This window comes from Streptomyces sp. NPDC046308, from assembly GCF_055588065.1.
In genome coordinates this window covers 550,575-568,899 of sequence record NZ_JBVJFB010000005.1, presented here as the reverse complement: position 1 = coordinate 568,899, position 18,325 = coordinate 550,575, and the positions used below count along the sequence as shown (strand labels likewise).

Sequence of the window (18,325 nt, the reverse complement as noted above, 5' to 3'; positions counted from 1 at the left end):
ACCGTCGCAGACGCCGGTGGGCAGGCCGGGGCCCCACGGGGACGGTGAGCACGATGGGGAGACCACGGCCGGGACCGGCGGGGCGCGGGCCGCGCGCCACCGCCGGTCCTCACGCCGGGCGCCGTGGAGCATCAGCTCCCGGTCAGCGCCCTGAGCGCGACGTTGAGTGCGAGTACGTTGACGCGGGGTTCGCCCATGAAGCCGAGGGCCCGGCCGGTGGTGTGGTCGGCGACGAGCTTCTCGACCTGCTTGACGTCGAGGTTGTTCCGCTCGGCGACGCGGTGGATCTGGAGCTCGGCGTACGCGGGGGAGATGTCGGGGTCGAGGCCGGAGCCGGAGGAGGTGACGGCGTCGGCCGGTACGTCCTCGGGCCTGACCGGGTGGCCGGGGGTGGAGTTGTCCGCGACGACGGCCTCCTTCGCCGCGACGACCTGGGCGCAGAGGGTGCCTTCCTCGGCGTCCTTGGTGCACTTGCCGTTCACGGCGCCGTTGTCGGCGGAGCGGTTGGTGGCTCCGGAGAGGACGAGCGAGTACCGGGTGTTGACGCTGTTGGCGCCGAGGCCGTTGGAGGGGCGCGGCTGGAACCACTTGAGGTCCGGCTTGGCGGCCTGTTCGGCGTCGTCGCCCGCAGTCGGAGCAGAAGGGGCCTGCTGGGGCAGGGTGTAGGTCTGGCCGATGAGGGAGGAGCCGACGACCCGGCCGCTCGCGTCCTTGATCTCGGAGCCGTTGGCCTTGTCGCCGAAGGCGAGCTGGGCGATGCCGGTGACGGCCAGCGGGTACAGGACGCCGCAGACGATCGTGAGAACCAGCAGCGCGCGCAGACCGGCCCACAGCAGACGAGCGGTGTTTCCTACGGAGTTGTTCATGGCTCAGCCGATTCCGGGGATGAGGGAGATGAGCAGGTCGATGAGCTTGATGCCGATGAAGGGGGCGATCAGGCCGCCCACCCCGTAGAGGCCGAGGTTGCGGCGGAGCATCTTGTCGGCGCTGGTGGGCCGGTACCGAACGCCCTTGAGGGCGAGTGGGACCAGGGCGATGATGATCAGTGCGTTGAAGACGACCGCGGAGAGGATCGCCGACTCGGGCGAGGACAGGCCCATGATGTTGAGCTTGTCGAGGCCGGGGTGGACCACGGCGAACATGGCCGGGATGATCGCGAAGTACTTGGCGACGTCGTTGGCGATGGAGAACGTGGTCAGGGCGCCGCGCGTGATCAGCAGCTGCTTGCCGATCTCGACGATCTCGATGAGTTTGGTGGGGTCGGAGTCCAGGTCCACCATGTTCCCGGCCTCCTTGGCGGCCGAGGTGCCCGTGTTCATCGCCACGCCCACGTCGGCCTGCGCGAGGGCGGGGGCGTCGTTCGTACCGTCGCCGGTCATCGCGACGAGCTTGCCGCCCGCCTGCTCCCGCTTGATGAGGGCCATCTTGTCCTCGGGCGTCGCTTCCGCGAGGAAGTCGTCGACACCCGCCTCCTCGGCGATGGCCCTGGCGGTGAGGGGGTTGTCGCCGGTGATCATGACGGTCTTGATGCCCATGCGGCGCAGTTCGTCGAACCGCTCGCGCATGCCTTCCTTGACGACGTCCTTGAGGTGGATGACGCCCAGGACGCGGGCGCCCTTCTCGTCGCGGACGGCGACCAGGAGCGGGGTGCCGCCGGCTTCGGAGATCCTGTCGGCGAGGAGGTCGGCGTCGTCGCAGACCTCGCCGCCCTGCTCCCTGACCCAGGTGATGACGGATCCGGCCGCGCCCTTGCGGGTCTGCTTGCCGTCCACGTCCACACCCGACATACGGGTCTGGGCGGTGAAGGCGATCCAGTCGGCGTTCGACAGCTCGCCCCGGTGCCGTTCGCGCAGGCCGTACTCCTCCTTCGCGAGGACCACGATGGAGCGGCCCTCGGGCGTCTCGTCCGCGAGGGACGACAGCTGGGCGGCGTCCGCCAGTTCGGCCTCCGTCGTCCCCTTGACCGGGACGAACTCCGCGGCCTGACGGTTGCCGAGGGTGATCGTGCCCGTCTTGTCCAGGAGCAGGGTGGAGACGTCACCCGCGGCCTCGACCGCGCGCCCCGACATGGCGAGGACGTTGCGCTGGACGAGGCGGTCCATGCCGGCGATGCCGATGGCGGAGAGCAGCGCCCCGATCGTGGTGGGGATCAGGCAGACCAGCAGGGCCGTCAGCACGATCATCGACTGTTCGGCGCCCGCGTAGATCGCGAACGGCTGGAGGGTGACGACCGCGAGCAGGAAGACGATGGTGAGGGACGCCAGCAGGATGTCGAGGGCGATCTCGTTGGGCGTCTTCTGTCGGGCAGCGCCCTCGACGAGGGCGATCATGCGGTCGATGAAGGTCTCGCCGGGCCTCGTCGTGATCTTGATGACGATCCGGTCGGAGAGCACCTTCGTACCGCCGGTCACGGCCGAGCGGTCGCCGCCGGACTCGCGGATGACGGGCGCGGACTCGCCGGTGATGGCGGACTCGTCGACGGACGCCACGCCCTCGACGACGTCACCGTCGCCGGGAATGACGTCGCCCGCCTCGCAGACCACCAGATCGCCGATCGTCAGCTCGGTGCCCGGCACCTGCTCCTCGCTCCGGCCGTCCCCCGTCAGACGGCGGGCGACGGAGTCGGTCTTGGCCTTGCGCAGCGTGTCGGCCTGCGCCTTGCCGCGGCCCTCGGCCACGGCCTCGGCGAGGTTGGCGAAGATCGTCGTCAGCCAAAGCCAGGCGGTGATCGCCCAGCCGAACCAGTCCGCCGGGTTCTCGACCGCCAGGACGGTGGTGACGACCGAGCCGATCAGGACCACGAACATGACCGGGGACTTGATCATGATCCGGGGGTCGAGCTTGCGGACCGCCTCCGGGAAGGCCTTCAGCAGCTGCCCGGGATCGAACAGGCCCCCGCCGACGCGCCCGGCGCCGGTCGTGGGACCGGTGGGCACGTCCTGGTGCGGAGTTCTGGTGGGAGTGGCGGTGCTCATGACGCGAGCCCTTCGGCGAGCGGACCCAGCGCCAGGGCCGGGAAGTAGGTGAGTCCGGTGATGACGACGATCGTCGCGACGAGCAGGCCCGCGTAGAGGGGCTTGTCGGTACGGAGGGTGCCCGCGGTCTCCGGTACGGGCTTCTGCTCGGCGAGCGAGCCGGCGAGCGCGAGGACGAAGACCATCGGCAGGAAGCGGCCGAGCAGCATGGCGATGCCAATGGTGCTGTTGAACCACTGGGTGTCGGCGTTCAGGCCGGCGAAGGCGGAGCCGTTGTTGTTGGCGCCCGAGGTGTAGGCGTAGAGGATCTCCGAGAAGCCGTGCGCGCCCGTGTTCGTCATCGAGTTGCCCGGAGTGGGCAGGGCCATCGCCGCCGCGGTGAAGCAGAGCACCAGGGCGGGGGTGACGAGGATGTAGCAGGCGGCGAGCTTGATCTCGCGGGTGCCTGTCTTCTTGCCCAGGTACTCGGGCGTGCGGCCGACCATCAGGCCGGCGATGAACACCGCGATGATCGCCATGATCAGCATGCCGTAGAGGCCGGAGCCGACACCGCCGGGTGCGATCTCGCCGAGCTGCATGCCGAGCATCGCGATGCCGCCGCCGAGGCCCGTGTAGGACGAGTGGAAGGAGTTCACGGCGCCGGTCGAGGTGAGGGTGGTGGCCACGGCGAAGATCGACGAACCGCCGATGCCGAAGCGGGTCTCCTTGCCCTCCATCGCTCCGCCCGCGACGTCGAAGGCCGGGCCGTGGTGGGCGAACTCGGTCCACATCATCAGCGCGGTGAAACCGAGCCAGATGACGCCCATGGTGGCGAGGAGCGCGTAGCCCTGGCGCAGGTTGCCGACCATGCGGCCGAAGGTCCGGGTCATCGCGAACGGGATCAGCAGGATCAGAAAGATCTCGAAGAGATTGGAGAAGGGGGTGGGGTTCTCGAAGGGGTGCGCGGAGTTGGCGTTGAAGTAGCCGCCGCCGTTCGTCCCCAGCTCCTTGATGACCTCCTGCGAGGCCACGGCCCCACCGTTCCACTGCTGCGAGCCGCCCGTGAACCGGCCGACCTCGTGGATGCCGGCGAAGTTCTGGATCGCGCCGCAGGCGACCAGCACGATCGCGCCGATCACCGAGATCGGCAGCAGGATGCGTACGGTGCCGCGCACCAGGTCGGACCAGAAGTTGCCCAGCTCACCGGTGCGGGACCTGGCGAAGCCGCGTACGAGGGCGACGGCGACGGCCATGCCGACGGCGGCGGAGACGAAGTTCTGGACGGCGAGGCCGCCGGTCTGCACGACGTGCCCCATGGCCTGTTCGCCGGAGTACGACTGCCAGTTCGTGTTCGCCACGAAGGACGCGGCGGTGTTGAAGGCCTGGTCGGGGTCGATCGAGGCGAAGCCGAGCGAGCCGGGCAGGCTGCCCTGGACGCGCTGCATGAGGTACAGGAAGAGGACGCCGACGGCGGAGAAGGCGAGGACGGCGCGGAGGTAGGCGGGCCAGCGCATCTCGGCCGATGGGTTGGCGCCGATCGCCTTGTAGATCCACTTCTCCGGCTTGTAGTGCTTCTCGGAGGAGTAGACGCGGGCCATGTGGTCGCCGAGCGGGCGGTAGGCCAGTGCGAGTGCGGCGATCAGTGCGAGCAGCTGGAGCACACCAGCCGTTACGGGGCTCATGGCAGTGCTCAGAACCTCTCCGGGTACACGAGGGCGAGGACGAGGTAGCCGAGCAGGGAGACGGCGACCGCGAGGCCGACGATGTTTTCGACGGTCACAGCCTGGTCACCCCTCGGGCGATGAGAGCCACCAGCGCGAACACCGCGACCGTGGTGACGACGAAGGCCAGATCGGCCATCGTGAGCTCCTGGATGAAGTGGATGAAGTGGGTGAAGTGAATGGAGTGGATGAAGTGAACCGGCCGGCTGGCCGATGACCAGATAACCCCCTCTTCGCCACGGCCTTCACGCGCCTTGACGGCCTCCATACGGAGGCACGGGATCTCTTGACGCCTCCCTGACACAGAGGCCGCCGAAGCGGCCTCTGCCCTGGTGGGAGGCGTGCGGCCGGCGCGGCGATGCCGCCCCGAGCGCCGGCGCGACGGCCGTCCGCGCCCAGGAGGACCGGCCGGTCGTCCACAGGTTCAGGTGAGCGGAGCAGGGGTGTCGGCGGGTGCCGCTAGGCTTCTCGAATGGCCGCTCCGGACACCTCCCACGAAATCTCCGATGCTCTGCAGGTGCTGCACCGCGTCTTCGGTTACAGCTCCTTCCGCGGTGAGCAGCGGGAGATCATCGACCAGGTCGTCGGCGGCGGTGACGCCCTCGTCCTGATGCCCACCGGCGGCGGCAAATCGCTCTGCTACCAGATCCCCGCGCTCGTCAGGGACGGCACGGGCGTCGTGATCTCGCCGCTCATCGCCCTGATGCAGGACCAGGTGAACGCGCTCACCGCCCTCGGCGTGCGGGCCGGGTTCCTCAACTCCACGCAGGACCCCTACGAGCGGCAGGCCGTCGAGCAGGCCTTCCTCGCAGGCGAGCTGGACCTCCTCTACCTGGCCCCCGAGCGGTTGCGCACCGAGGGCACCCAGCGGCTCCTCGACCGCGGCACGGTGTCGCTCTTCGCGATCGACGAGGCGCACTGCGTCGCCCAGTGGGGCCACGACTTCCGGCCCGACTACCTCGCGCTGTCCATGCTGCACGAGCGCTGGCCGAAGGTGCCGCGGATCGCGCTCACCGCGACGGCCACCGAGGCCACCCACGCCGAGATCGTCGCCCGGCTCGGTCTGGAGGACGCCCGGCACTTCGTCGCCAGCTTCGACCGGCCGAACATCCAGTACCGGATCGTCCCGAAGGGCAACCCGCAGCGGCAGCTGCTGGACCTGATCAGGACCGAGCACGAGGGGGACGCCGGAGTCGTCTACTGCCTCTCGCGGGCCTCGGTGGAGAAGACCGCGGCCTTCCTGGCGGAGCAGGGCATCGACGCCGTGGCGTACCACGCCGGAATGGACGCCCGTGCGCGCGCGGCGAACCAGGCGCGCTTCCTGCGGGAGGACGGGGTCGTGGTGGTGGCCACGATCGCCTTCGGCATGGGCATCGACAAGCCGGACGTGCGTTTCGTCGCTCACCTGGACCTGCCGAAGTCGGTCGAGGGCTACTACCAGGAGACCGGCCGCGCAGGCCGTGACGGAGAGCCGGCCACGGCGTGGCTGGCCTACGGTCTGCAGGACGTGGTCCAGCAGCGCAAGCTCATCGAAGGCTCCGACGGGGACGAGGCCCACCGCCGGTCCCTCGGCATGCATCTGGACGCCATGCTGGCGCTCTGCGAGACGGTCGACTGCCGCCGGACGCGGCTGCTGGAGTACTTCGGGCAGTCGGGCGAACCGTGTGGCAATTGCGACACCTGCCTCACGCCGGCCGAGTCCTGGGACGGGACGGTCCCGGCGCAGAAACTGCTGTCCACGGTGTGGCGGCTCGCGCGGGAGCGGCGCCAGAAGTTCGGCGCCGGCCAGATCATCGACATCCTGCAGGGCAAGAAGACGGCCAAGGTCATCCAGTTCGACCATGACGCGCTCTCGGTGTTCGGCATCGGAGCCGACTTGAGCACCGCCGAGTGGCGCGGTGTCGTGCGCCAGCTGCTGGCGTCGCGGCTGCTGGCGGTGGAGGGCGACTACGGGACGCTCGTGCTGACGGACGACAGCGGCGAGGTCCTGGGCGGGCGCCGCAGCGTCCCGATGCGCAAGGAGAAGGCGCCGGCCGGCCCGGCGAAGAAGGAGTCCGGGTCGCGCTCCGGGAAGGGCGCCCGCGTCCCGGTCGATCTGCCCGCCGGAGCCGAGCCGTTCTTCCTGGCGCTGCGCGCCTGGCGGGCCGCGACCGCGCGCGAGCAGGGCGTACCGGCGTACGTCGTCTTCCACGACGCGACGCTGCGGGAGATCGCCACGCGCCTTCCCACCACCGAGGCGGAGCTGGGCACCATCGGCGGGGTCGGCGAGGCCAAGCTCGCCAAGTACGCCCAGGGAGTCCTGGACACCCTGGCGGAGTGCACCGCCCCCGCCCCCGCTGCCGGGCCTGCCGCCGCCGTACCCGGGCCCGCCACCGAGCCGCCGACCGACTCCGCCCGGCCGGTCCCGGCCGGGCGGATCGACGAAGAGCCGCCCTACGACCTGGACGAGGAACCGCCGTGGGAGGACTGGCAGTAGCCGGTCCGCGCAGAGCGGCCCGCCGCCCGGCAGGCCCGCCGCCTGCCGGGCGCGGCGGCGGTCAGGCCGCGATCGGGTGACGGGCCGGGAAGCGGGCCGGCTCTTCGGCGACAGGCCGGGACACCGGGCTCAGGCGAGGTCGAACCGGTCGAGGTTCATCACCTTGTTCCAGGCCGCCACGAAGTCGCGTACGAACTTCTCTCCCGCGTCCTTGGAGGCGTAGACCTCCGAGAGGGCCCGGAGCTGGGAGTGCGAACCGAACACGAGGTCGACGGCGGTGGCGGTCCACTTGGGCTGGCCCGTGGCGACGTCCCGGCCCTCGAACACGTTCTCCGCCGTGGCCGACGCCTTCCACTCCGTGCCCATGTCGAGCAGGTTGACGAAGAAGTCGTTGGTCAACGTCTCCGGCCGCTGGGTGAGGACGCCGTGGGAGGACCCGCTGATGCCGGTGTTCAGGGCCCGCATGCCGCCGACCAGGACCGTCATCTCGGGCGCGGTCAGGGTCAGCAGGTTGGCGCGGTCCAGCAGCAGGGTCTCCGGCGCGAGCTTCTCTCCTGCCGGCAGGTGGTTGCGGAAACCGTCCGCCCTCGGTTCGAGTACGGCGAACGCCTCCACGTCGGTCTGCTCCTGCGAGGCGTCCGTGCGCCCGGGCGCGAACGGGACCGTGATGGTGTGCCCGGCGTTCTTCGCGGCCTGCTCCACGGCCGCGCACCCGCCCAGCACGATCAGGTCGGCGAGCGATACCTTCGCCGCCCCGGCCTGCGAGCCGTTGAACTCCTGCTGGATCCGCTCCAGGGTGCTCACCGTCTCGGTCACCTCCGGCACGGCGTTGGACTCCCAGTCCTTCTGCGGAGCGAGCCGGATCCGGGCCCCGTTGGCCCCGCCCCGCTTGTCCGTGCCGCGGAAGCTCGCGGCCGCCGCCCAGGCGGTGGTGACCAGCTGGGATACGGACAGTCCGGAGGCGAGGATCCGGGCCTTGAGGTCGGCGATCTCCGCGTCCCCGATCAGCGGGTGATCGGCCGCGGGTACGGGGTCCTGCCACAGTTGCGGCTCCGGGATCCACGGGCCGAGGTACCGGGAGAGGGGGCCCATGTCGCGGTGCAGCAGCTTGTACCAGGCCTTGGCGAACGCCTCCGCGAGCCGGTCGGGGTTCTCGTGGAAGGCCTTCGAGATCGGGCCGTAGACCGGATCCAGCTTCAGCGAGAGGTCCGTCGTCAGCATCATGGGAGCGTGCCGCTTCGACGGATCGTGGGCGTCGGGCACCGTGCCCTGGGCCGAGGGGTCCTTCGGGGTCCACTGGTGCGCGCCGGCCGGGCTCGTCGTCAGCTCCCAGTCGTAGCGGAACAGGTTGTCCAGGTAGCCGTTGTCCCACTTCGTCGGCTCGGAGGTCCAGGCGCCCTCCAGCCCGCTCGTGAGCGCGTGGACGCCGCTGCCGCTGCCGTAGGAGTTCTTCCAGCCGAGACCCTGCTGCTCGATCGGACAGGCCTCGGGCTCCGGACCGATGTACTCGGCACCGACCGCGCCGTGACACTTGCCGAACGTGTGGCCGCCGACGATGAGCGCGACCGTCTCCTCGTCGTTCATCGCCATGCGCTTGAACGTCTCGCGGATGTCCCTGGCGGCGGCGAGCGGATCCGGATTGCCGTTGGGCCCCTCCGGATTGACGTAGATCAGACCCATCTGCACGGCGCCGAAAGGACCGGCGAGTTGCCGGTCGCCGCTGTAGCGCTCGTCCCCGAGCCAGGTGTCCTCAGGGCCCCAGAAAACCTCCTCGGGCTCCCAGATGTCCTCTCGTCCGAATCCAAAACCGAACGTCTTGAACCCCATCGATTCCATCGCACAGTTACCCGCGAAAACCAGAAGATCGGCCCATGAGATCTTCTGGCCGTACTTCTGCTTCACCGGCCAGAGCAGACGGCGCGCCTTGTCGAGGCTCGCGTTGTCCGGCCAGCTGTTGAGCGGGGCGAAGCGCTGGGCGCCGGAGCCGCCGCCACCCCGCCCGTCCTCGATGCGGTAGGTGCCCGCGGCATGCCAGCTCATCCGGATGAAGAGCGGCCCGTAGTGTCCGTAGTCGGCGGGCCACCAGTCCTGCGAAGCCGTCATCAGCTCGAACACGTCCTGCTTCAGCGCGTCGAGGTCCAGGGACGCGAACTCCTTCGCGTAGTCGAAGTCCTCATCCAGAGGATCGGACAGTGGCGAGTTCTGATGGAGAACCTGAAGGTCCAGCTGATTCGGCCACCAGTCCCGGTTCGACCGGGGGCGAGTCGGCGTGGGGGTCGGGGCGGGGATGACCGGGTTCTCGCTTTCACTGCCGGACACGTCAGTCCTTCTTCCTGTCTCGGTGTTTCCCTCTGCTCACGAACGGCGCCGATAATCGAGCGTGTATCGGCGTCCGTATGGTCGCGCACCGCAGACCGCGCAGCCACGAGAACACGCAGAGGGTGACGGAAGCGGAAGTGGAACGGGAATTGTTTTCCGGCCCGCGCAGGTTTTCCGGCCCGGCGCGCAAGGGAGAGGTGGACCGGCATGAGTGACCTGACGGAACGGCTGCGAGGACGCGGCTGGCGCATGACGTCCCAGCGGCGCGTCGTGGCGGAGGTCCTCGACGGGGAGCACGTGCACCTCACGGCCGACGAGGTGCACGCCCGCGCGGCGAGGCGGCTGCCCGAGATCTCCCGGGCCACCGTCTACAACACGCTGGGCGAACTGGTCGCCCTCGGGGAGGTCGTGGAGGTCTCCGCGCACGGCCGCGCCAAACGCTACGACCCCAACGCCCACCATCCGCACCAGCACCTGGTGTGCTCCGGCTGTGGCCTCATCCGCGACGTCCACCCGACCGGCGACCCCCTGACCGGCCTGCCCGCGGAGGAACGCTTCGGCTACACGGTGTCCGAGGCCGAGATCACCTACCGCGGGCTGTGCCCCTCCTGCGCTTCAGGCCCGCCGCACGCGTGAGCTCACAGCCCGGCGACCTTGGAGCTCGCCGACAGCTCGTAGACCAGGGTGACCGTGCGCCGACCGCCCGGCGGGAGGGCGACGTCCCAGCGGACGATCCCGTCGGCGTCGACCACCTCGGGCGACGGGGAACAGGCCTCCCCGCGCAGCCGCACCTCCACCGCCGAGACCTCGGACACCGGGATCCGCTCCCGGACCACGACCACCCGGTCACCGCGCTCGCCGGGGGCGGAGAACCGGGACAGGTGCAGCCGGACCGTGCGGGTGACCACGGTCCGCTGCATGATCCCGGCGCCCTCGCGGGTCTCCTCGGTCTCCCGCACCACCCCGTGGTCGTCGCGGCTGCCGAAGGCGAGCTCCAGCGGCGAGACCTCCGGCGAGCAGGCGTACTCGCTGCTCGCGGCCGTGGTGAAGACGGACAGCGGCACCCGGTGGGCGCGGCCGTCCCCGGGCACGGAGACCGGCGCGGGGGAGTGCAGTACGCGCGCCTCGCCGCCGTCGTCCACCCCGGGCAGGCCCAGCACCGGAGCCGGGCCGAGGGCCCCGATCTCCTCCTCGCGCAGCTCGACGTCGACCGTGCGGCGCTCCGCCGCGGAGCGGTCCGTGAGGGTCAGCCGGTCCTCGTCCAGCCGCGGCGGGTCGGTGGCCAGCGCGGAGCGCGCGGTCGACAGGGTCAGCCGTACGTCCGACCAGTCCTCGCCGGTGCGCTGCCAGACGACCGCGTCCGTCTCCAGGGTGAGGGCGTCCCCGTCGAGCAAGGCCCGGTAGGCGGGCCGCCACAGGGCGCACGGCGTGAGGTGGCTCAGACGCAGCCCGACCGGTCCGGCGGCCGCGGCCTCCACCGTCAGCTCGACGTGGCCGAGCAGCTCGGCGGGCTCCTCCTCGGAGAGGTCCATGGCCCGCTGGACGGCCCCGAGTTCGGTGCCGAGGGCGGCCATCCGGGCCTCGACGGTGCGCAGTCGCTCGCCGTACGTGTCGCGCTCGGCGTCCAGCCGGTCCAGTTCGCGCGCCCAGCGGGGCGGTTCGGCCTCGCCCGCACCGGCGCCCTCGCCGATGTCCCGCAGCAGGTCGGCGGTGAGGCGGCCGAGCAGGTCGAGGCGGGCGCGCAGCCGGTCGCGCAGCCGGCCCTCGGCCAGCCGCTCCTCCTCGAGGGCGTGCACGCGGTGGCGCAGCGCGGAGTCCTCGTCGGCGGACGGCAGCGGCCCGCGCGGGGTCCAGTCGCGGACGATCCGCACGTCGAGCACGGTCGCCGGGTGTGCGGCGGTCAGCTCGGCGTGGAGGGTGCGGTCGACGGCCAGGGCACTGACCGGACCGAGCCGCAGTCGCTGGACCCCGGCCTCCAGGTCGAGCACGGCGGTGCGCTCGACATGGGCGCGGTCCTCGAGACAGGTGACGGCGGTGACGGGGAGGGCGATCGGCTTCGGGGCCGTGGACATGGGGTGCGTCAGCTCCTGCGGTTGCCGCCGACCAGGGCCTTGCCGGTCGGGATGCGGATCTCGTAGCCGCCGTCGAGGGCGGCGGTGGCGCCTGCGGGCAGGTCCAGCCGCCAGACGCGGGTGCCCGGGGCGTGGTGTTCGGGCCCCGTGCCCTCCTCGGGCGCCGTCCAGTCGGCCCGTTCCTCGATGCGGACGTCCGGATCGGAGGTGACCGGGACCCGCTCGCGGACTTCGACCGTGACGGGCCGCGCCAGCCGGTTGGCCAGCTCCACGTGCACGCGGTGGTCGAGCACGGTGGTGTTGTTGCGCAGGCCCGAGGTCGACTCGCGCAGGTTCGTCCGGCGGGTGACCCGGATGCCCTCGGCGGCCCCGAGCCCGACCCGGCGGACCGCGCCGGGGGCGAGCGTGGGCAGCGCGGCGGTCAGCAGGAACTCGTCGTCGACGACGACCTCGACCGGGCCGGCCAGCAGTGCCTGGTCGGTGGCGTTGGAGAGCACCAGCGTGGCGTACACGGTCTGCTCCACGGACGGCACGCAGAGGTACTCGGTGCGCAGGCCGACCGGGACCTCGGCGACGGTGACGGTGTGCCAGGTGCCGTCGGACGGGACGTCGGCGCGTGCGGTGGCGTCGAAGCGGTGGTCGAAGGACCCCGCCGACTCGCGGGGCCGCACGGACCGTCCGGGCAGCGGCAGTGAGGCCACCGTTTCGGCGCGGCGCCGGCACTCGGCCGCCACCGGGTCGACGGGCGAGCCGGGGAAGAGCCGGCCCCGGCGGCCGCCCGGCTCGTCGGGGCCGCACAGGACGAGGGCGGCGTAGTCCAGCTCGGCGCCGCTCGGCTGCGGCGGACCGGCCACCGGCTCCGGACGGGGCGGCGGCGGGGCTCCGCCCGGGGCCGCGGGAGCCGGGGGCGCCATGGCGGCGGGTGGCATGGCGGCGGGCGCCCCGGCGAAGGAGCGGGAGGCGGAACCTGCCCGGCCGCCCGGCCGCGAGGCGGCGGGCTGCGCGGGGGGCGGCAGCGCGAAGTCGGGCATCGCCCCGCCGTAGCCCTGTGGGGCGGGCGTCGGCGGGGGAGGCGGCGGTGGCGGAACGGGACCGTACGGGGAGCCGCCCACGGAGGTCACCGAAGTCACCGAGGTCGCGGAGGCGCCCCACGTGAGGTGGGCCGAGGCGGCCAGGAAATCGGAGCCGGCCCCGGCCGTCGCGGGGCCGGGGGGCGCGACGGGGCGCGGGCCGGCCGCCTCGTACCCGGCGAACAGGCCGGAGAGACCCGCGGGGGGCTCCCGCCAGCCGGAGGGCGCGGGGGCCGGCTGACGCCGTCCGATCCGGACCGAGCGGAGTTTCGGCAGGTCGGTGCGGCGGCGGAGATCGGCGGTGGCCAGGGCGATGCGCACCCCGGTCCAGTCCTCGCCGGTCCGCTGGGCGACCGAGGCGCGGAGTACCAGCTTCCCGCTGTCGTCGCCCTGACGGTGCGTGAGCCGGTAGGCCGGCACCCAGACGGCGCCCGGTACCCCGTACTCCAGCTCCAGTTCCACCTCGTCCTCGCCGGCGCCCACGAGGGTCAGGGCCGCGCAGAGCGTGGTCTCCACGTGGGAGGAGGGCGCGTCGGTGGAGGCACGAGCGAGCCGGTCGGCGGCGACGGAGAACGCGTGCTCGGCGGTGCGCAGTTCCTCCTCCAGCTCCACGAGGCGGGAGTGCAGTCCCGCCAGCCGCGCGTCGACGAAGTCGGCCAGCTCCAGCCACGCGTCGACGGGGGTGCGGCGGTGCGGGTCGTCTCGTTCGCGGGGCGGCGGCACCGGGTGGAGGGACCGGACCTCCTCGATCAGGCTGAGCTGACGGTTACGGCGTCCCTGCGCCGCCGCGTGCGCGTCGGCGAGCCGCTCGACCTCGCGCCGCAGGGCGTCGGGCGTGCCCGCGCCGAGCGGTTCGGCCTCGACCTCCACCCGGGCCTCGGTGACGCGCACCCCGGGAGCGCCCAGGACACGGGCCCGCAGCGAGCCCGGATCCAGTGAGCGGGGCAGTCCGGGCACCCGTACCCGGCCGTCGGGCGGCACGCTGCCCCGCGCCAGGCGGCGGCAGAGGGCCCCCTGCGCGTACACCACGACCGAATCGAGGGTCGCCCCCCAGATCCCTGCCGTCCCTGTCGTGTCTGCCGTTTCCGTCGTCATGTGCTCCGCCCCCACCGTGCCGATGGGCGAAGCCTACGCCCGCACCCGCGGCGTCGGTCGTGGCGGCGGCTCAGGCGATGCCGTAGCGGGCCTCGATGCCCGCGATGAGCAGGCGCATGCCCTCCTCGAAGCCCGTGGTGAAGTCCTGGAAGAGTTCGGCCCCCGCGGCGGCGGCCAGGGGGAAGTCCGCCATGCGCGCGGCGCGTTCGTCGACGTCGAAGCCGTCGCGGCGGTCACCCGGCAGGGGTTCGACCCCTTGTTCCTCGGTGACGAAGCCCAGGGTGAAGTAGTAGGCGGTGGTGAGGGCCCGCACGGCCTGGGTGGGCTCGAACCCGGCCTCGACGAAGGCGCGGAGGTGCTCCTCCAGCTGGACCGCGTGCTCGGTGCCGGTGAAGCGGGAGCCGCTGTAGACCTTGGCGCCGTCGCGGTAGCCGAGCAGGGCGGCCCGCAGCCCCGCGTTGAAGGCCATCAGCTGTTCCTGCCAGGTGGCGCCGGAGGGAGTCCGCTGCCCGGCGACCATCCGGCGGTACATCTCGGTGGCCATCTCGTCGAGGAGTTCCTGCTTGTTCTTGAAGTGCCAGTAGAGCGCGGGGGCCTGGACGTCCAGCTCCTTGGCGATCGCGCGCAGGGTCAGTCCGTCGAGGCCGACCTCGTTCAGCAGCCGCAGCGCGGTGTCGACGGCCTGCTTCTTGTCCAGCTTGGGGGGTTTCCGGGTTGCCACGCTTGACAGTTTAACACCGTTAAATACATGCTGGGCCCGCTGCACTTAACAACGTTAAGGAGAAAGCCGTGAACACGCATGCCCCCGCACAGCACACCGACGTGCTCATCGTCGGAGCCGGCCCCACCGGGCTCGCGCTGGCCATCGACCTCGCCCGGCGCGGAGTCGACGCCCTCGTCGTCGAGCGGGCCGGTGCCCTCTTCCCTGGATCGCGCGGCAAGGGCCTGCAGCCCCGCACCCTGGAGGTCCTCGACGACCTCGGCGTCCACGACGCGATCCGGGCGGCCGGAGCCTCGTACCCGGTCGGCGTGATCTGGCAGGACGGCGTCCGCACCGGCGAGCACCGGATGTTCGACGCGGCCGAGCCGACCGAGGGCGCCCCGTACGCGGAGCCCTGGATGGTTCCGCAGTGGCGGACGCAGGAGATCCTCGCCGCGCGGCTCGCGGAACTGGGCGGTGGGATCGCCTTCGGCCGTGAGCTGGCCGCCATCGAGCAGGACCCGGAGGGCGTGACGGCCGCCTTCGTCTCCGGGCCGCCGGTCCGGGCGCGGTACGCCGTGGCCGCGGACGGCGGCCGGTCCACCGTCCGGCGGGCGCTGGGCATCGGCATGACCGGCGAGAGCGTGGACCCGAGCCCGATGCTGGTCGCCGACGTCCGGATCGAGGGCCTCGACCGCGACCACATGCACGTCTTCCCGCCGGCCGAGGGCGGCGGCTACCTCGCCATCTGGCCCCTGGCCTCGACCGACGAGTTCCAGGTGGTGGCGGCGTTCCCGGAGGGCACCGAGCCGGACCTCTCGCTCGACGGGATCCGCAAGGTCGTCGGCGCCCGTTCGCACCTCGCGCCCGGCGACGTGACGCAGGTGCGGTGGGCCTCGGACTTCCGGCCGCGGGCCGCGATGGCCGACCGCTTCCGCGACGGCCGGGTCTTCCTCGCCGGGGACAGCGCGCACGTGCACTCGCCCGCCGGCGGACAGGGCCTCAACACCAGCGTCCAGGACGCCTACAACCTGGGCTGGAAGCTGGCCGCCGTACTGAGCGGGGAAGCGCACGCCTCGCTGCTGGACTCCTACGAGGAGGAGCGGCTGCCGGTCGCCGCCGACATGCTCGGCCTGTCCACCCGCATCCACCGCGGCGAAGCCCGGCGCGGGGAGGCCACCCGGCAGCTCGGCATCGGCTACCGCACTTCGGCCCTCGCGGTGGAGACCCGCGACGGCTTGGCCGAGGAGGCGCTGCGGGCGGGTGACCGCGCGCCGGACGGGGTGCGCGGCGGCCTCCGGCTCTTCGACGAGTTCCGTGGAACGCACTGGACCCTGCTGACGGTTGGCACCGGTTCCGAGGTGGCCGGTCTGCCGGCGCCGTCCGCACTCCCCGGTCTCGCGGACGTGCGCACCGTGCGGATCCCCTCGTACGAGGCGTACGGGGACGGGGTGTTCCTGATCCGCCCCGACGGCTACGTCGGCTGGGCCGGGACGACCGCGGAGGGCCTGGCCTCCTACGCGGCCGCGATCAGCCGCTGAAAAAAGCCTGTCCCCTCGGTATCGGGCCCTGCTTGGGATGGCCGCCGTGGTCCGGGCGGGGGCTTGGGCGAGGGCGAGGGGCAGGTCGCATGGACGAGTCGGACGCCCTGCCGGAGCCGGTCTGGTTGGTGGCGGCGAACGTCGTGGCCTGGCGCCGGTGCGGAGCGGGCGGCCGGGAACTGCGCCCGGGGACGAAGAGCTTCAAGGGCGGGGCCAAGGTGTACGTCGCCCGTGTGTACTGGGGCCCGGGAGGCGACCGGCTCACCGTGATCGGCCGCGAACGGCACACCGGCAGGTGGATAGCCATCGACACGGCCACGCGCCACCTGTACGGCTTCCGGCCGAAGCTCGTCCACACGCCGCGCGCCTTGCAGCGGCTGGCCCAGGCCGGCCGGGCCGGCCGGTCACACGGGTTCGGCGCGGAGTTCGCGGCGACCGCCTCCGCGACGCTGGAGGAGTACGCACGCCGGTACCGGGCGGGAGATCGCCCCGTTCGGCCCGCACCCGGACCGCTGCCTGTGCCACGCGTGCCTCACCGGCGAGTCCGGCTAGCCGGACAGCTCGGGCCGCTCCTCGTCCTGCGTCGGCGGACGCTCCGCGGCCGCACTCGACCGCGGCCCCCGGTCTTCCCTGCCCGCGGGCGGCGCCGGCCGTCAGCGGTCGTCGCGCATGTCGTCCAGGTCCTCCTCACGCAGGTCGTGCATCACGTCGCGCATCGTCGCGTCCTCGCGGCCGCGCTCGTGCGCGATCTCGTCGGGGCTGCGCGGCCGGCCGCCCGTCTTCAGCTGGTCGGGGGCCGGCGACCGCCCGCGGATCCGCTCCCCGCGGCCCGTGTCCGGTGTCTGGTGCTTGTCTGCGCCCATGACGGTTCACACTCCTCACGGGTTTTCCCCGCAACCGACGCCTAACCCCTCAGGCCCCCCGCCAAACGCGCGCCGCGCCCTCGGCTTCCCGCTCCGGAACGATCTTGTGGCTATTTCGTGAAGGGGTTCACAAGGGCATGTGTGCGAGATGGAGGGGCTGCGGAGGAGCTATTGAGAAACCTTGTTGAAAAAGCCCTTACCCCTGGTTCGCCCTTGATTTGCTCCTGTCAATCGGAACAGGGTTCTCCAGAACGTTTGACGCCCCACACGTCAACACGAGGAGAACCCTCTACATGGCAACTCACAAGCGATCCAACGCCCTTCGCAACGCGGGTATAGCCGCGGGCGCAGCAACTGCGGTTGCGGCGGCCCTGTTTGCGAGCCCCCTCGCAGGGGCGGCCACACCGGCCGAAGGCACGGTGCACGGACTCGGCGCCCCGGACGCCGTGGACGGCAGCTTCGTCGTCATCCTCGACGCATCCGCGAACAAGGAGGACCTGGCGAAGAAGTACGGCGGCAAGCTGGAGCGCTCCTACGGCTCCCAGGTCAACGGATTCTCCGCGTCCGGCATGACGCCGAAGGAGGCGAAGCGGCTCGCCGCGGACCCCGCCGTCGGCGCGGTCGTGCAGAACAAGCGCTTCCACATCAACGAGACCCAGGAGAAGCCCCCGTCCTGGGGCCTGGACCGGATCGACCAGGCGGCCACGGCCGGTGACCAGAAGTACACGTACCCGGACGGCGGCGGGGAGGGGGTGACGGCGTACGTCATCGACACCGGGGTCAGGATCTCGCACAAGGACTTCGGTGGCCGCGCCGCTCACGGCTTCGACGCGGTCGACAACGACGACACCGCCGACGACGGCAACGGCCACGGCACGCACGTGGCGGGCACCATCGCGGGCACCGCCCACGGCGTCGCCAAGAAGGCCAAGGTCGTCGCGGTGCGGGTACTGGACGACAACGGTTCCGGCACCACCGAGCAGGTCGTGGCGGGCATCGACTGGGTGACGAAGAACCACTCCGGGCCGTCCGTCGCCAACATGAGCCTCGGCGGCGGCGCCGACGAGGCGCTGGACGCGGCCGTCAAGCGGGCCGTCGCCTCCGGCGTGACCTTCGCCGTGGCGGCCGGCAACGAGTCCTCGGACGCCGGTCAGGGCTCGCCCTCCCGGGTGCCCGAGGCCCTGACGGTGGCGTCGAGCACCGAGGGCGACCAGCAGTCGGACTTCTCGAACTTCGGCTCGGTCGTGGACCTGTACGCGCCCGGCTCGGAGATCACGTCGGCCTGGAAGGACAGCGACACGGCGGTCAAGACGATCTCCGGGACGTCGATGGCCTCCCCGCACGTGGCGGGTGCCGCCGCTCTCTACCTGGCGGCCCACCCGTCCGCGACACCCGCCGACACGGCCGCCGCGCTGACCGGGGCCGCGACGAAGGGGGCCATCAAGAACCCGTCCTCCGGCACCGCGAACAAGCTGCTGAAGGTCGCGCCGTAACGCGCCGACGCGACCACGCGC

General features: G+C 71.9%; 14 protein-coding genes. 4 read left to right on the top strand and 10 right to left on the bottom strand.

The genetic code is table 11. The features are described from left to right. Positions 1–131: 131 nt before the first annotated feature. The 5 genes from ACZ6JT_RS23300 to ACZ6JT_RS23280 are packed head-to-tail and all read right to left on the bottom strand — an operon-like array spanning position 132 to position 4,943. Positions 132–866 carry a potassium-transporting ATPase subunit C gene (locus tag ACZ6JT_RS23300; protein WP_469212468.1) on the bottom strand — a complete coding sequence of 245 codons (735 nt, stop codon included), beginning with the start codon at positions 864–866 and terminating at the stop codon, positions 132–134. A 3-nt stretch (positions 867–869) separates the two neighbouring features. Then, positions 870–2,975, bottom strand: coding sequence for a potassium-transporting ATPase subunit KdpB (gene kdpB, locus ACZ6JT_RS23295; RefSeq protein WP_469212466.1), 2,106 nt, complete (start codon positions 2,973–2,975; stop codon positions 870–872). After that, the gene (gene kdpA, locus ACZ6JT_RS23290; RefSeq protein ID WP_469212465.1) at positions 2,972–4,636 is read right to left on the bottom strand and encodes a potassium-transporting ATPase subunit KdpA; all 1,665 of its coding nucleotides are present in this window, start codon (positions 4,634–4,636) and stop codon (positions 2,972–2,974) included. Before kdpA ends, kdpB begins: the two co-directional genes overlap by 4 nt. An 8-nt stretch (positions 4,637–4,644) precedes the next feature. Then, on the bottom strand, positions 4,645–4,734 hold the full coding sequence (gene kdpF / locus ACZ6JT_RS23285) for a K(+)-transporting ATPase subunit F (RefSeq protein ID WP_037807443.1): 90 nt from the start codon (positions 4,732–4,734) through the stop codon (positions 4,645–4,647). Beyond that, positions 4,731–4,943 (bottom strand): hypothetical protein, encoded by a 213-nt coding sequence (locus ACZ6JT_RS23280; protein WP_469212463.1) that lies wholly within the window; start codon positions 4,941–4,943, stop codon positions 4,731–4,733. Before ACZ6JT_RS23280 ends, kdpF begins: the two co-directional genes overlap by 4 nt. A 204-nt stretch (positions 4,944–5,147) precedes the next feature. Between ACZ6JT_RS23280 and recQ the strand changes: the two genes are divergently transcribed. Then, positions 5,148–7,151, top strand: a complete 2,004-nt coding sequence (recQ, locus tag ACZ6JT_RS23275; protein ID WP_469212461.1) for a DNA helicase RecQ — start codon at positions 5,148–5,150, stop codon at positions 7,149–7,151. A 129-nt stretch (positions 7,152–7,280) separates the two neighbouring features. Here recQ and katG read toward each other — a convergent pair whose 3' ends face one another. Further along, positions 7,281–9,470 (bottom strand): catalase/peroxidase HPI, encoded by a 2,190-nt coding sequence (gene katG, locus ACZ6JT_RS23270; protein WP_469212459.1) that lies wholly within the window; start codon positions 9,468–9,470, stop codon positions 7,281–7,283. A 207-nt stretch (positions 9,471–9,677) separates the two neighbouring features. On the opposite strand from katG, the gene ACZ6JT_RS23265 reads away from it, so the two are divergent. Beyond that, a complete protein-coding gene (locus ACZ6JT_RS23265; RefSeq protein ID WP_469212458.1) occupies positions 9,678–10,106 on the top strand; it encodes a Fur family transcriptional regulator in 429 nt (142 codons plus the stop codon). Between the two features lie 2 nt (positions 10,107–10,108). Here ACZ6JT_RS23265 and ACZ6JT_RS23260 read toward each other — a convergent pair whose 3' ends face one another. The 3 genes from ACZ6JT_RS23260 to ACZ6JT_RS23250 form a co-directional block, all read right to left on the bottom strand. After that, the gene (locus ACZ6JT_RS23260; RefSeq protein ID WP_469212456.1) at positions 10,109–11,542 is read right to left on the bottom strand and encodes a mucoidy inhibitor MuiA family protein; all 1,434 of its coding nucleotides are present in this window, start codon (positions 11,540–11,542) and stop codon (positions 10,109–10,111) included. Between the two features lie 8 nt (positions 11,543–11,550). Then, positions 11,551–13,707: a DUF4139 domain-containing protein gene (locus tag ACZ6JT_RS23255; protein ID WP_469212455.1), complete on the bottom strand. Its 2,157-nt coding sequence runs from the start codon at positions 13,705–13,707 to the stop codon at positions 11,551–11,553. A gap of 70 nt (positions 13,708–13,777) precedes the next feature. Further along, positions 13,778–14,428: a TetR/AcrR family transcriptional regulator C-terminal domain-containing protein gene (locus ACZ6JT_RS23250; protein WP_469212454.1), complete on the bottom strand. Its 651-nt coding sequence runs from the start codon at positions 14,426–14,428 to the stop codon at positions 13,778–13,780. Between the two features lie 68 nt (positions 14,429–14,496). Between ACZ6JT_RS23250 and ACZ6JT_RS23245 the strand changes: the two genes are divergently transcribed. Continuing rightward, positions 14,497–15,948 (top strand): FAD-dependent oxidoreductase, encoded by a 1,452-nt coding sequence (locus tag ACZ6JT_RS23245; protein ID WP_469212452.1) that lies wholly within the window; start codon positions 14,497–14,499, stop codon positions 15,946–15,948. Positions 15,949–16,601: 653 nt separating this feature from the next. Here ACZ6JT_RS23245 and ACZ6JT_RS23240 read toward each other — a convergent pair. Further along, a complete protein-coding gene (locus tag ACZ6JT_RS23240) occupies positions 16,602–16,811 on the bottom strand; it encodes a hypothetical protein (RefSeq protein WP_376619683.1) in 210 nt (69 codons plus the stop codon). Positions 16,812–17,104: 293 nt separating this feature from the next. On the opposite strand from ACZ6JT_RS23240, the gene ACZ6JT_RS23235 reads away from it, so the two are divergent. Further along, complete coding sequence (locus tag ACZ6JT_RS23235) at positions 17,105–18,304, top strand: S8 family peptidase (RefSeq protein WP_469212450.1); 1,200 nt, start codon at positions 17,105–17,107, stop codon at positions 18,302–18,304. The last annotated feature ends 21 nt before the right edge of the window (positions 18,305–18,325 follow it).